A 13,093-nucleotide genomic window follows, 5' to 3' on the forward strand; every position below is an offset into this window, starting at 1 on the left:
AATTATTGTTTAATCAATATATTAGTGAGGATTATTGGGCTTTTTAGACCCAATTAGCTATTTAAAAAGTAAAAATTTAAGAAGAGAAGTGTGGACGGTTAAGGTTACCAAAATTTGTCGTACACACTTCAAAATCGTATGGATTGTATTCTTACAATTTATATATGAAGCTAGTGTGCGCCGTTTTTTAACTTGAGAGTTTGATCATGGCTCAGAACGTACGCTGGCGGCACGCCTAACACATGCAAGTCGAACGAAGTAGCAATACTTAGTGGCAGACGGGTGAGTAACATGTGGGTATCTACCCTTTGGCCTGGAATAACACGAGGAAACTTGTGCTAATACCGGATAAGTCTTTACGGAGAAAGCTTTACGCACCATTGGATGAGCCCGCACTTGATTAGTTTGTTGGTAGGGTAATGGCCTACCAAGACTATGATCAATAGCTGATTTGAGAGGATGATCAGCCACATTGGGACTGAGACACGGCCCAAACTCCTACGGGAGGCAGCAGTGGGGAATCTTGCACAATGGAGGAAACTCTGATGCAGCGATGCCGCGTGAGTGAAGAAGGCCTTTGGGTTGTAAAGCTCTTTCGTCGGGGAAGAAAATGACTGTACCCGAATAAGAAGGTCCGGCTAACTTCGTGCCAGCAGCCGCGGTAATACGAAGGGACCTAGCGTAGTTCGGAATTACTGGGCTTAAAGAGTTCGTAGGTGGTTGAAAAAGTTGGTGGTGAAATCCCAGAGCTTAACTCTGGAACTGCCATCAAAACTTTTCAGCTAGAGTATGATAGAGGAAAGCAGAATTTCTAGTGTAGAGGTGAAATTCGTAGATATTAGAAAGAATACCAATTGCGAAGGCAGCTTTCTGGATCATTACTGACACTGAGGAACGAAAGCATGGGTAGCGAAGAGGATTAGATACCCTCGTAGTCCATGCCGTAAACGATGTGTGTTAGACGTTGGAAATTTATTTTCAGTGTCGCAGGGAAACCGATAAACACACCGCCTGGGGAGTACGACCGCAAGGTTAAAACTCAAATGAATTGACGGGGACCCGCACAAGTAGTGGAGCATGTGGTTTAATTCGAAGATACGCGCAGAACCTTACCAACACTTGACATGTTCGTCGCGACTCTAAGAGATTAGAGTTTTCGGTTCGGCCGGACGAAACACAGGTGCTGCATGGCTGTCGTCAGCTCGTGTCGTGAGATGTTGGGTTAAGTCCCGCAACGAGCGCAACCCTCACTTTTAGTTGCCATCATTAAGTTGGGCACTCTGAAAGAACTGCCAGTGATAAGCTGGAGGAAGGTGGGGATGACGTCAAGTCCTCATGGCCCTTACGTGTTGGGCTACACACGTGCTACAATGGCATCTACAACAGGAAGCAAAACGGCAACGTTAAGCAAATCCCGAAAAGATGCCTCAGTTCGGATTGCACTCTGCAACTCGAGTGCATGAAGCTGGAATTACTAGTAATCGTGGATCAGCGTGCCACGGTGAATGCGTTCCCGGGTCTTGTACACACCGCCCGTCACACCATGGGAGTTGGTTCTACCTTAAGGCAAGGTTTTAAACCCTTGACCACGGTATAGTCAGCGACTGGGGTGAAGTCGTAACAAGGTAGCCGTAGGGGAACCTGCGGCTGGATTACCTCCTTTCTAAGGATGAGTGAAAGTAAAATTTCACTCTAAATAATATACATCGGTAATGTTGACCGTCCTCATTTCTCTTCTTAAAGTAATGTTTCCTTCTTGTAGGGCCGGTAGCTCAGTTGGTTAGAGCACACCCTTGATAAGGGTGGGGTCGAAAGTTCGAGTCTTTCTCGGCCCACCAAAAACCTAAATGGGGGATTAGCTCATCTGGGAGAGCGCCTGATTTGCATTCAGGAGGTAGCAGGTTCGATCCCTGTATCCTCCACCAGGAAACATTTAGTTATTAAAACTGTAAATAAAAATAATTTATATCAATATCTATATCCGAACATTAAAAGTTATTATTTAATGTTCAAAATAAAAATTTGATCACAACATAGATAAATTTTCTTTAAAAAGAATTTTTTTCTGTGCATAAATCAAGCGTTTAAGGGCGTGTAGTGGATGCCTTGGCACTGAAAGCCGATGAAGGACGTGATATACTGCGATAAGTTTCGGGGAGCTGTATGTAAGCTTTGATCCGAAAATTTCCGAATGGGGAAACCCACCACTTTATGTGGTACTTTAAACTGAATACATAGGTTTAAAGAGACAACCTGGAGAACTGAAACATCTAAGTAACCAGAGGAAAAGAAATCAATTGAGATTCCGTTAGTAGTGGCGAGCGAACGCGGAGTAGGCCAGTAGTTTTGTTAGGAAAATTTGAATAGTTTGGAAATGCTAACCATAGAGGGTGATAGTCCCGTATGAGTAATGTCTAACAAAATTCTTGAGTAAAGCGGGACACGAGAAATCCTGCTCGAATATAGGGGGACCACCCTCTAAGCCTAAATACTCTTCAGTGACCGATAGTGAACTAGTACCGTGAGGGAAAGGTGAAAAGAACCCCTATTAGGGGAGTGAAATAGAACCTGAAACTGCATGCCTACAATCAGTCCGAGCCCTTTTTAGGGTGAGGGCGTACCTTTTGTATAATGGGTCAGTGACTTAATTTATTAAGCAAGCTTAAGCCATCTAGGTGTAGGCGCAGCGAAAGCAAGTCTTAATAGGGCGATTAGTTTAATGAATTAGACCCGAAAACGAATGAGCTTACCATGAGCAGGTTGAAAGTTGGGTAACACCAACCGGAGGACCGAACCAGTTGACGTTGAAAAGTCTTTGGATGACTTGTGGTAAGGGGTGAAAGGCCAACCAAATTCGTAGATAGCTGGTTTTCCGCGAAAACTATTTAGGTAGTGCGTCGAATAAATAGATGTTTAGAGGTAGAGCACTAAATGGGCTAGGGGGAAGAGATTCTTACCAAACCTAATAAAACTCCGAATGCTAGACATTGTTCTTCGGCAGACAGACTGTGGGTGCTAAGGTCCATGGTCGAGAGGGAAAGAGCCCAGACCACCAGATAAGGTCCCAAAATCATGATTAAGTGTGAAAGGATGTGGAAATTCCTTAACAGCCGGGAGGTTGGCTTAGAAGCAGCCATCCTTTAAAGATAGCGTAACAGCTCACCGGTCTAATAGAGTTTCTGCGCCGAAGATGTAACGGGGCTAAAATCATGTACCGAATCTGTGGCTTTGCAAAGTTTTCGAACTTTGTAAGGGGTAGCGGAACGTTCTGTAAGCCTGTGAAGGGATACCCGTGAGGGATCCTGGAGGTATCAGAAGTGCGAATGCTGACATAAGTAACGATAAACGAAGTGAAAAACTTCGTCGCCGAAAATCTAAGGGTTTCTATGCAAGGTTAATCCGCGTAGAGTTAGTCGGCACCTAAGGCGAGGGCGAAAGCCGTAGTCGATGGAAACAAGGTTAATATTCCTTGACCTGATGGTAGTGACGGATTTTGTAAGTTGTGAGTTCTTAATGGATTGAACTTGCCGCGAAGAGGTCCCAAGAAATAGCTCCATCATGAAGACCGTACCCGAAACCGACACAGGTAGATTAATAGAGTATATTTAGGCGCTTGAGAGAATGATGTTGAAGGAACTCGGCAAAATGCTTCCGTAACTTCGGGATAAGGAAGACCCTTTTGTAGGCAACTATGGAAGGGTGGCACAAGCCAGGGAGAAGCGACTGTTTATCAAAAACACAGGGCTCTGCTAACACGTAAGTGGATGTATAGGGTCTGACGCCTGCCCGGTGCTGGAAGGTTAATGCGGTTGGTGCAAGCTAACTTCTGAAGCCCCAGTAAACGGCGGCCGTAACTATAACGGTCCTAAGGTAGCGAAATTCCTTGTCGGGTAAGTTCCGACCTGCATGAATGGCGTAACGATTTCTCCGCTGTCTCCAACATCAACTCAGTGAAATTGAATTCTCCGTGAAGATGCGGAGTTCGCGTAGTTAGACGGAAAGACCCCGTGCACCTTTACTGCAACTTTACATTGGTGTTAGGAAAAACATATTTAGCATAGGAGGGAGACTTTGAAGCAAAGGCGTTAGCTTTTGTGGAGTCACCAGTGAAATACCTCTTTTGTTTTTCTTGACATCTAACCGCTAGCCGTCATCCGGCAGCGAGACATTGTATGGTGGGTAGTTTGACTGGGGCGGTCGCCTCCCAAATAGTAACGGAGGCGTGCGAAGGTAGGCTCAGAACGGTCAGAAATCGTTCGTAGAGTGCAATGGCATAAGCCTGCCTGACTGTGAGACTGACAAGTCGAGCAGAGACGAAAGTCGGTCATAGTGATCCGGTGCTTCTGAGTGGAAGGGGCATCGCTCAACGGATAAAAGGTACGCCGGGGATAACAGGCTGATACTGCCCAAGAGCTCATATCGACGGCAGTGTTTGGCACCTCGATGTCGGCTCATCACATCCTGGGGCTGGAGCAGGTCCCAAGGGTTTGGCTGTTCGCCAATTAAAGTGGTACGTGAGCTGGGTTCAGAACGTCGTGAGACAGTTCGGTCCCTATCTGCTATGCGTGTAGAAGAATTGAGAGGAGTTGACCCTAGTACGAGAGGACCGGGTTGAACATACCACTGGTGGACCTGTTGTGGCGCCAGCCGCAGTGCAGGGTAGCTAAGTATGGAAGAGATAACTGCTGAAAGCATCTAAGCGGGAAACTCACCTCAAAACTAGTTCTTCCTATAGAGCCGTGGTAGACCACCACGTTGATAGGCTGGATGTGGAAGCGCAGTAATGCGTGTAGCTGACCAGTACTAATAGCTCAATTGGCTTGATTTATGCACTGAAAAAAATTTTTTGATTTTGAATAAATTATGGAAAAAAATGTTTTAAATGAAATTCATAATAATGGTTTTGCTATCGTCAAAAATGCGTTTTCAAAGAAACTTGTAAATGATTTATTTGACGACTTAAAAAAATTAAGTCAGGTAAAAATGAGATCTACAAACTCAACCAACTTAATTGATAGTAAATTAATTATTAATCCTCATTCTCAATCAGTTAATTATCTTAAGGTAATTAATTCTAAAATTACAGAAAATTACTGTTTAAATTTTTTAAATGATAAATTTTATAAAATCATTAATAAAAAACTTCCAATTTATTTGGAAGAATCTAGTTATAAAATTTAAAAAATGATAGTTAAGAATTAACCTTATAACTAATGTCTAAAATATTGTTTATAAATCCAAATAGATGGGGTAGGGGAATCACTCATATATGGATTGCCAGTCATTCGGGTATATTGAAGAGAAATAATCATACAGTTGAGCTGTTTGACTCAACATTTTATTCAAATTGGTCTCTGAACGAAGTCCAGTTTCAAACTGATAATAAAATGTACAAAAAAACTAATTATGATGAATTTTTAAAATTTAATTCTAGTGATGTTTTTGAAGATCTTCAAAAAAAAATTAGTGAATTTAATCCAGATTTTATTTTTTGGTCAGCTATATCTTCCCATATTCATGGAGAGGGTGAGTATGTGAATATTCAAAATGGCTATGATTTACTTAAAAATTTGGATACAAAAAATGCAATATTGTTGACAGGTGGATTACAAGCCACTTCAGCTGCAGAACTTGTTTTAAAGGAAATGCCAAAGATTAATTATTTAATTGCTGGAGAGTCAGAGCTGGTACTATTAGAAATTTTAAACAACTTTGAAAATAATGCTGAAGAATTAAAAAATATCAATGGTGTTTGTTATCTTGAAAATAAAAATTTTTTTCAAAATAAAAAACAGGAAATAATAAATGATCTTGATCAGCTCACACCTTACAACTATGATATTTTTGATAACCAGGTATTAAATAGACCATATAATGGCAAAGTTGTTAAGGGTATTGACTACGAAATGTCCAGAGGATGTATTTATTCTTGTAACTACTGTGTGGAAACTATCATACAAAAATATTATAATTTTAATGAAATGTCGCCAAAAACTGGAGCTATCAAAAACTTTAAAAAATATCTAAGACATAAAAGCTCCAAAATAATTTTTGATGAACTTAATTATTTAAATAAAAAAAAGAATATTGAGTTAATTAGATGTCAAGATACAAACTTTTTAACAAACGATAGAAATGTTCTTTTAGAATTATCTGAATTGATTGATAAAAGTGATCTAAGTATTAAAATTTATATTGAAACTAGACCTGAGGGTATTAATGAAAAATCGATAGAATTATTAAAAAAATTAAAAGTGGATGGTGTTGGCATGGGTGTAGAATTAGCTGATAGTGATTTTAGAGAAGGAGAGCTAAATAGATTTGCTGACCAGGAAAAAACGATCAATGCTTTTAAACTATTGAAAGAAAATAATATAAAAAGAACTGCATACAATATTATTGGTTTGCCCAATCAAGATGAAAAATCAATTTTGAAAACAATTGAATTTAATAAGATTCTGAATCCAGACAATATCACAGTTGCGTATTATTCTCCTTATTATGGAACAAAATCTCAAAAAAAAGGTCAAGAATTACGTCTTTTTGATGAGTATGAGAGTGATGTTGATTCAGCATTAAGATCTAAAAGTAAAGCAGATGATATTTTACCAGTTAGCCGTCTAGATTATTACAAAAAGCAATTTGTATCCCTCGTTAGGAATAATGCCAACCAATAATATTTTAAAAAAAATTATCATTGGGACATGGTCTTGGAGTGCATATAAATCTGTTTCAAAAAAATCAATTGAAAATGTTTTTGACCATTGTCTTGATAATGGATTTTTAGAGTTTGACACAGCACCTAATTATCTAGGTGCTGAAATTTTTTTGTCTGAATTTAAAAGGCAAAATAAAAATATTTTAATCAATACTAAGTGTGGCTGGGATCATAATATGAAAAAAAATTTTGATGAAAAATCTTTAATTTATGGAGTAGAGAGAGCACTTGATTTATTTAAAAACATTAATGTAATGCAATTACATAATCCGAGAGATGAAATCAGAAACTGGAATAAGGTTTTTGATATATTGCAAAAATATAAAGATAAGGGCTATATCAAATCAATCGGAATTTCTTTAGCTAGAAATCATTATTTCTCAAAAAAAATCATGAATAAGTTTGATTTTATTCAAGATGAATTTAATTTATTGAGAGTAGCCCCTTGTTACAAAATGAATAATTTCAAAAAAATATTGGCTATCAGGTCTCCACTTGCGAACGGAATACTTACGACCAACTTTTCAAATATAGCCAAATTTTCTAAAAATGATCAAAGACATAGTTGGCTGTATGGTCGAAGGTTGAAAACAATAAGTAAACAAAAAAAAATCCTTGAGTCTTTGACAGATTTAAAAATTGAAAGTTTAGCAACTAATTTTATTTTTAGCTTTTCTTTTGTTGATAAAGCTATATTTGGAATAAGAACTGTTAAACATATTAATGATTTATTGAAAAATATTAAAAACTTCAAAAAGTTAAAACCTACACTTGTAAAAAAAATAATTGAATTAAATACTAAAGATAATCTATTTTGCAAAAATATTTACAGATATAATAATTAGTAACAAGTAAACTTTAATTTCCATTCATCGTTACTTTTTCCCCACAAGTGTGGTGATCTATAACTATCAATAGTTTTTCTAAAATCTTCTTCAGTAATATCAATATATTCTAAAAAATCTTTAAAATATTTTTTTGGGAATTCATTATCAAATTTTTTTACTAAGTTAATTCCTTCTTCTCTTGTTATTTTACCATTCCTAATTTCTTGAGCAGCATCATAAGTTGTTCTTCCTAATCCAAATTTTATATATGTTGTGTAGTAATGAAAATTATCTATTTTATCATCTATACTTGAATATTTTGAGTAAGTTCCCTCTGTTCTTTCAGTATTAGATTTAAAACCTGTATTTTCACTTGCATAATAAAACATTTCTTGTGGATCCCATCTATGAAAATATCCCATATAGAAAACTTTAATATTATCTTTTTTTATTCCATCGGCACTTACAGGAATATATGGTTCAAAATCATTTATGGTAAAATCAGTTTCTTGAATTATTTCATGAATATTTTTTTTACCAAAAAATAATTCATCTAAAGAGTTTCTTGTAAAATATTTTGCATCCATCAAGGGTTCAAAATTATCCTTCACCGAGGAACCATATTCTGCCGTGTTTTCACCATATATTACCAAAGGAATATTGAATTTTTTAGCAATACTTGGACCAATATTTTTTTGACCAATTATAAAAGGCTGAAATGGATGCAAGAGATTTGAAAAAGCAAGTTTGGTAAGATGTCTATGTAGTTTACCATTTGGGGTGAATAATAAATTATCAAATCCTCCAACATGGATCCAGTTAGTAAAATTTTTCCAACCTGGCTCAGTATATAGGTGAGGAGCCCATGTCACTGTCAAAGGATTCATTTTATATTTATATTTAAGAATGTGTGCAGTGTAAGCGCTATCTTTGCCACCACTTCCAGGAACTACACAATCATATCCACTTTTTTTTCTGTATTTTGCTAATATTTCAAGTAATTTTTCTTCTCTTTCATTCCAATCAATTTTATATTTTTCTTTACCGTATCTACAGGCACTACATACCCCATCCTCAAATTCTGGACCTAGTTTCAAATTATCGCTATTTTTAAATTCAATAACTGGATTTGGTCTTTGGTTGGATATAACACATTCTTTACAAAATATAACACTAGTCGGAAGGCCAAATTTTGAAGAATGTTCCATTTTTTTAAATGTTCTTAACTACTTCATTTATTAATTCAAGTCCTATTTCACCACTTTTTTCAGGATGAAATTGAGTACCTATAATTCTTTCTGCAGATATTGCTGCACAATAATTTAAATCTTGAGACTCAGTGAAAGCTAAAATATTTTTTTTATTTTTTACATTTGCTGCATAGGAATGAACAAAATAGAATTTTTCATTATTAAATTTTTTTAAAAAACTAAAATAGTTTTGATCTGAAAAAAAAGTTTTTTGATAGCCAATATTCGGCAGTATTAGTTTTTTACTCATTCTATCTACCCTGCCATCAATATAATCTAAACCTTTATGCTCACCACCCTCAAAGCCCTTTGAAAGCAAAGTTTGCATTCCAAGACATATTCCAAAAATAACTGAATCTTTTTTTGATTGGTCTAAAAAAGATTTTAAATCAGGAGAATTTAGTAAAGCAGATGCTTTGTTGAATGAACCTACTCCAGGTATAAATATTAGATCAAAATTTTCATTTTTACGCTCAGAATAAAAGGTAGGAACAAATCCTATTTTTTTTATTGAATTATATAAACTCCTTATATTTCCAAGACCATAATCAATAATGCATATTTTTTTCATAAATAATTTCTTTTATATCTACTTTTTTGTAATGAAACGCAGAAGCAATCGCAAAACTTATATTTTTTGTTAATTTTAATGCTTCATGTAAATGCTCTATTTTACCAAAGCCACCTGAGAATATTAGTGGTACTTTAATCTTATTTTTAATTTCACTAATTAATTCCAAGTCAAAACCTTCCTGAGTTCCTTCATGATCTACAGACGTAAGTAATATTTCACCACATTCCATATTTTGTACTTCCTCTAACCAGTCAGTTACATTTATGCCAGTTTTTTCTCTCCCATAATGTTTGTATGCCTCCCAAGTTCCATTGTTTTTTTTTGCTTCGATATAAATAGTTATAGTGCTAGCACCAAAGTTATCCACAGCTTCTTTTATGAAAGATGGATTTTCTATACCGGCAGAATTAATAGCAATTTTGTCTGCTCCAGAATTAAGTGCCTTATCAATATCTTTTAAGGTTTTAATTCCACCACCTAAAGTTATAGGTATAAAGAGATTTTCAGTAGTTCTTTTTACAACTTCAAAAAGATTATTTCTTCCATAAAGACTAGCAACTGCATCAATTAAAATAATTTCATCGATACCGTTTAAATAATATTGCCTTGCAATTTCGATTGGATCTCCAATTTTTCTTAATCCCTCCAAGTTTATACCCTTGATTACAAATTCATTTTTAATATCTAGTCTAGAAATAATTCTCATGAAGTTTATAAAAAAGTAAAAAGATTTTTTTTAATAATATATATATAGTATCAATGTTATTTAGAAAAAAACATTAAAACAATTTGTGATATTATAGTTATTATATAATGATTAAAAAAAATACTAATATAATTGCCTTAATCCCTGCAAAAAAAAACTCGAGGGGTTTTAAAAATAAAAATTTAAAAAAACTTAACAAACTTTCTTTAGTTGAATTAGCAATACTAGGTGCAAAAAAATCAAAATTAATTGATAAAATCTATCTATCTTCAGACTCGGATAGAATTTTAGATATAGGAGCAAAACTAAATATTGATGTGATTAAGAGAAAAAAATTTTTAAGTACTAGTTCAGCATTAGCAAATACAGTAATATTAGATTTTATAAAAAATAAACTAAAGTCTATTAAAGAAGATCATATTATTGTTTATCTTCAACCTACATCACCTTTTAGAAATAATAATCATATTGATTTAGCTATTAACCACTTTAAAAAAAATAAATTAAAATCTGTAATTAGTGTTACGGAAAATAAAAATTTTTTTAAATCACTATATAAAAAAAAAAATTTTTTAAATCCTTTTTTTAATGATGGTATTATTACAAATAATCGACAGAATTTAAAGACAGTATATTCACCAAATGGAGCAATATATATTTTTTATGCAAGCGAATTTATGAAAAATAAAAAGTTGAGTTTTACTAAATCAGGATATTCTGTTATGAATAAAATAGATAGTATTGATATAGATGATAAAGAAGACTACTTATTAGCAAAACATTTAAGTAAAAAATATTTAAAATTTAAAAAATGATATTTAGAATTGCTAATAGAATAATTGGTCCCAATCATGATCCTGTAATTATTGCAGAAATAGGAATTAATCATAATGGAAATCTAGATCACGCAATAGCTATTGCAGACAGCGCTATAAAATCTGGAGCAGAAATTCTAAAACATCAAACTCATATACCTGATGAAGAAATGTCATTAGAAGCTCAAAAAGCAATTCCTGGAAATTCAAAAAAATCAATTTATAGAATAATTAAGGAATGTTCGCTCTACGAAAATGATGAAAGAAAATTGATGAATTATATAAAATCAAAAAAAAAAATTTTTATTAGTACGCCGTTTTCAAAAGCTGCAGTAGATAGACTTATAAAATTTGATGTTCCAGGGTTTAAAATTGGATCAGGTGAATGGAATAATTTAGAGTTAATAAATTATATATGTAAATTTAGAAAACCTATAATTATGAGCACAGGTATGAGCTATTTAAATGAACTTAAGAAAACAATTAATTTTATTAATAAAAAAAAAATTCCTCTAGCACTATTGCATTGTACCAATGTTTATCCAACACCATTAGAAAAAAGTAGACTTAATTCAATAACTTTAATGAAAAAAAATTTTAAAAATAATGTAATTGGTTATTCAGATCATACTGTTGGATTGTACGCATCATATGCAGCCTTAAGCTTGGGTTCTAAAATTATAGAAAAACATTATGTGGATACTCACAATAGAAAAGGTCCTGATGTATCTTGTTCAATGGATAAGCACCAATTAAAAGAATTAATAAAAGCCTCAAAACTGATTCCGTCATCTTTGCCTGGAAAAAAAGAACCCATCAAAGAAGAATTAGTAACTATGAATTTTGCTTTTGCTTCAGTTGTGTCAAAAACTTTTATTAAAAAAGGATCAATACTTAATGAAAAAAATATTTGTCTAAAAAGACCTGGTAACGGAGATTTTAACACAAAAGATTTTACAAAAATTTTGGGAAGAAGAGTAAATAGTAATATCAAACAAAATACTCAAATTAAAAAAAAATATCTAAAGTGAAAACAATCACATTTATAACTGGTACAAGAGCGGATTATGGTAAAATTAAATCTTTAATTTTAGAGTTACAAAAGAAAAAAAATAAATTTAAGACTCATTTAATTATAACTGGAATGCATAATATTCGAAAATATGGACTTACTAGAGATGAAATAGATAAAGATAATATACAAAATTGTTATAGGTTTAATAATCAATCTAACGATACAACTATGGATATTGCGTTAGCCAATACAATTAAAGGTATAAATAAATTTATTTCTAATAATCACACTGATTTAATTGTTGTTCACGGTGATAGAGTAGAGTCGTTAGCTGGAGCAATTACAGGCTGTCTAAATAATATTAAAATAGCACATATTGAAGGTGGTGAAATTTCTGGAACTATTGATGAAATTCTAAGACACTCTATATCAAAATTATCACATTTACATTTTGTCACAAATAAAATTGCTAAACGAAGACTAGAACAAATGGGTGAGTTAAAAAATAACATTTTTACTATAGGGTCCCCAGATGTTGATATAATTTTAAAAAAAAAACTTCCCAATATTTCTTTAGTAAAAAAAAGATATGCTATTAACTTTGAAAAATATGCAATTTGCATATTTCATCCTGTTACAACTGAGCTAAAAAAAATTGAATACCAGATTAAATCACTTTTAAATTTACTTGCTAAAAGCAAATTTAATTACATCATTTTATTGCCAAATAATGATTTGGGTCACAACATTATTTTAAAACAAATAATTTTGTTAAAAAATAAAAAATTAAAAGATTTTAAAATTTTACCATCATTGAGATTCGAATATTATTTAACATTATTAAAAAATTCAAATTTTATAATAGGAAATTCAAGCTCTGGAATTATGGAGGCACCTTATTATGGAGTTCCCACAATTGATTTAGGTACAAGACAGAAAAATAGAGCTCAAATTAGTTCTGTAATTTCAATGAGTGATTATTCAAAGTTAGGTGATTTAATAAATAAGTTTAAAACAAAAAAGTATAAATTTAAACCACTAAAGTATTTTGGTACTGGAAATAGTCACAAAAAGTTCTTAACAATACTAAACCAGAAAAGAATTTGGAGTATCAAAAACCAAAAACAATTTATTCAACTAAAATATTTTGATAAAAAAAATCATAGAAACTTTTCTTAAAAATAACAA

9 protein-coding genes, 2 tRNA genes and 2 rRNA genes are annotated in these 13,093 nt (G+C 33.3%); 10 read left to right on the forward strand and 3 right to left on the reverse strand.

Annotated elements, in window-relative coordinates:
- Positions 1–188 precede the first annotated feature (188 nt).
- The 7 genes from ABXT55_RS00630 to ABXT55_RS00660 all read left to right on the forward strand — a co-directional run bounded on the left by ABXT55_RS00630 (position 189) and on the right by ABXT55_RS00660 (position 7,563).
- Positions 189–1,663 (forward strand): 16S ribosomal RNA (locus tag ABXT55_RS00630).
- A 98-nt stretch (positions 1,664–1,761) separates the two neighbouring features.
- Positions 1,762–1,838: transfer RNA gene (locus ABXT55_RS00635), tRNA-Ile, on the forward strand.
- 11 nt (positions 1,839–1,849) lie between these two features.
- Positions 1,850–1,925, forward strand: a tRNA-Ala gene (locus ABXT55_RS00640).
- Between the two features lie 149 nt (positions 1,926–2,074).
- Positions 2,075–4,828, forward strand: a 23S ribosomal RNA gene (locus tag ABXT55_RS00645).
- The 16S and 23S rRNA genes sit together here with 2 tRNA genes alongside, the layout of an rRNA operon.
- Positions 4,829–4,863: 35 nt before the next feature.
- On the forward strand, positions 4,864–5,181 hold the full coding sequence (locus ABXT55_RS00650; protein ID WP_415284840.1) for a hypothetical protein: 318 nt from the start codon (positions 4,864–4,866) through the stop codon (positions 5,179–5,181).
- Positions 5,182–5,213: 32 nt separating this feature from the next.
- A complete protein-coding gene (locus tag ABXT55_RS00655) occupies positions 5,214–6,677 on the forward strand; it encodes a B12-binding domain-containing radical SAM protein (RefSeq protein ID WP_415284841.1) in 1,464 nt (487 codons plus the stop codon).
- Positions 6,664–7,563 carry an aldo/keto reductase gene (locus ABXT55_RS00660; RefSeq protein WP_415284842.1) on the forward strand — a complete coding sequence of 300 codons (900 nt, stop codon included), beginning with the start codon at positions 6,664–6,666 and terminating at the stop codon, positions 7,561–7,563. Before ABXT55_RS00655 ends, ABXT55_RS00660 begins: the two co-directional genes overlap by 14 nt.
- Here the strand turns inward: ABXT55_RS00660 and ABXT55_RS00665 are convergent.
- The 3 genes from ABXT55_RS00665 to hisF are packed head-to-tail and all read right to left on the reverse strand — an operon-like array spanning position 7,560 to position 10,075.
- Positions 7,560–8,753: an N-acetyl sugar amidotransferase gene (locus ABXT55_RS00665; RefSeq protein ID WP_415284843.1), complete on the reverse strand. Its 1,194-nt coding sequence runs from the start codon at positions 8,751–8,753 to the stop codon at positions 7,560–7,562. The genes ABXT55_RS00660 and ABXT55_RS00665 overlap by 4 nt on opposite strands.
- Before the next feature lie 4 nt (positions 8,754–8,757).
- The gene (gene hisH / locus ABXT55_RS00670) at positions 8,758–9,366 is read right to left on the reverse strand and encodes an imidazole glycerol phosphate synthase subunit HisH (protein ID WP_415284844.1); all 609 of its coding nucleotides are present in this window, start codon (positions 9,364–9,366) and stop codon (positions 8,758–8,760) included.
- Positions 9,344–10,075 (reverse strand): imidazole glycerol phosphate synthase subunit HisF, encoded by a 732-nt coding sequence (gene hisF / locus ABXT55_RS00675; protein WP_415284845.1) that lies wholly within the window; start codon positions 10,073–10,075, stop codon positions 9,344–9,346. The genes hisH and hisF overlap by 23 nt, the downstream gene beginning before the upstream one ends.
- 107 nt (positions 10,076–10,182) lie before the next feature.
- Between hisF and ABXT55_RS00680 the strand changes: the two genes are divergently transcribed.
- From ABXT55_RS00680 to neuC, 3 genes are read left to right on the forward strand one after another with little or no spacing between them, the layout of a single operon-like run.
- On the forward strand, positions 10,183–10,890 hold the full coding sequence (locus ABXT55_RS00680; protein WP_415284846.1) for a cytidylyltransferase domain-containing protein: 708 nt from the start codon (positions 10,183–10,185) through the stop codon (positions 10,888–10,890).
- Entirely contained in the window at positions 10,887–11,921 is a 1,035-nt protein-coding gene (locus ABXT55_RS00685; RefSeq protein ID WP_415284847.1) for an N-acetylneuraminate synthase family protein, read from the forward strand. Before ABXT55_RS00680 ends, ABXT55_RS00685 begins: the two co-directional genes overlap by 4 nt.
- Positions 11,918–13,084: a UDP-N-acetylglucosamine 2-epimerase gene (neuC, locus tag ABXT55_RS00690; protein WP_415284848.1), complete on the forward strand. Its 1,167-nt coding sequence runs from the start codon at positions 11,918–11,920 to the stop codon at positions 13,082–13,084. Before ABXT55_RS00685 ends, neuC begins: the two co-directional genes overlap by 4 nt.
- Positions 13,085–13,093: the final 9 nt, after the last annotated feature.

The sequence above is a fragment of the Candidatus Pelagibacter sp. Uisw_130 genome, from assembly GCF_047722505.1.
Classification (GTDB): Bacteria; Pseudomonadota; Alphaproteobacteria; order Pelagibacterales; family Pelagibacteraceae; genus Pelagibacter.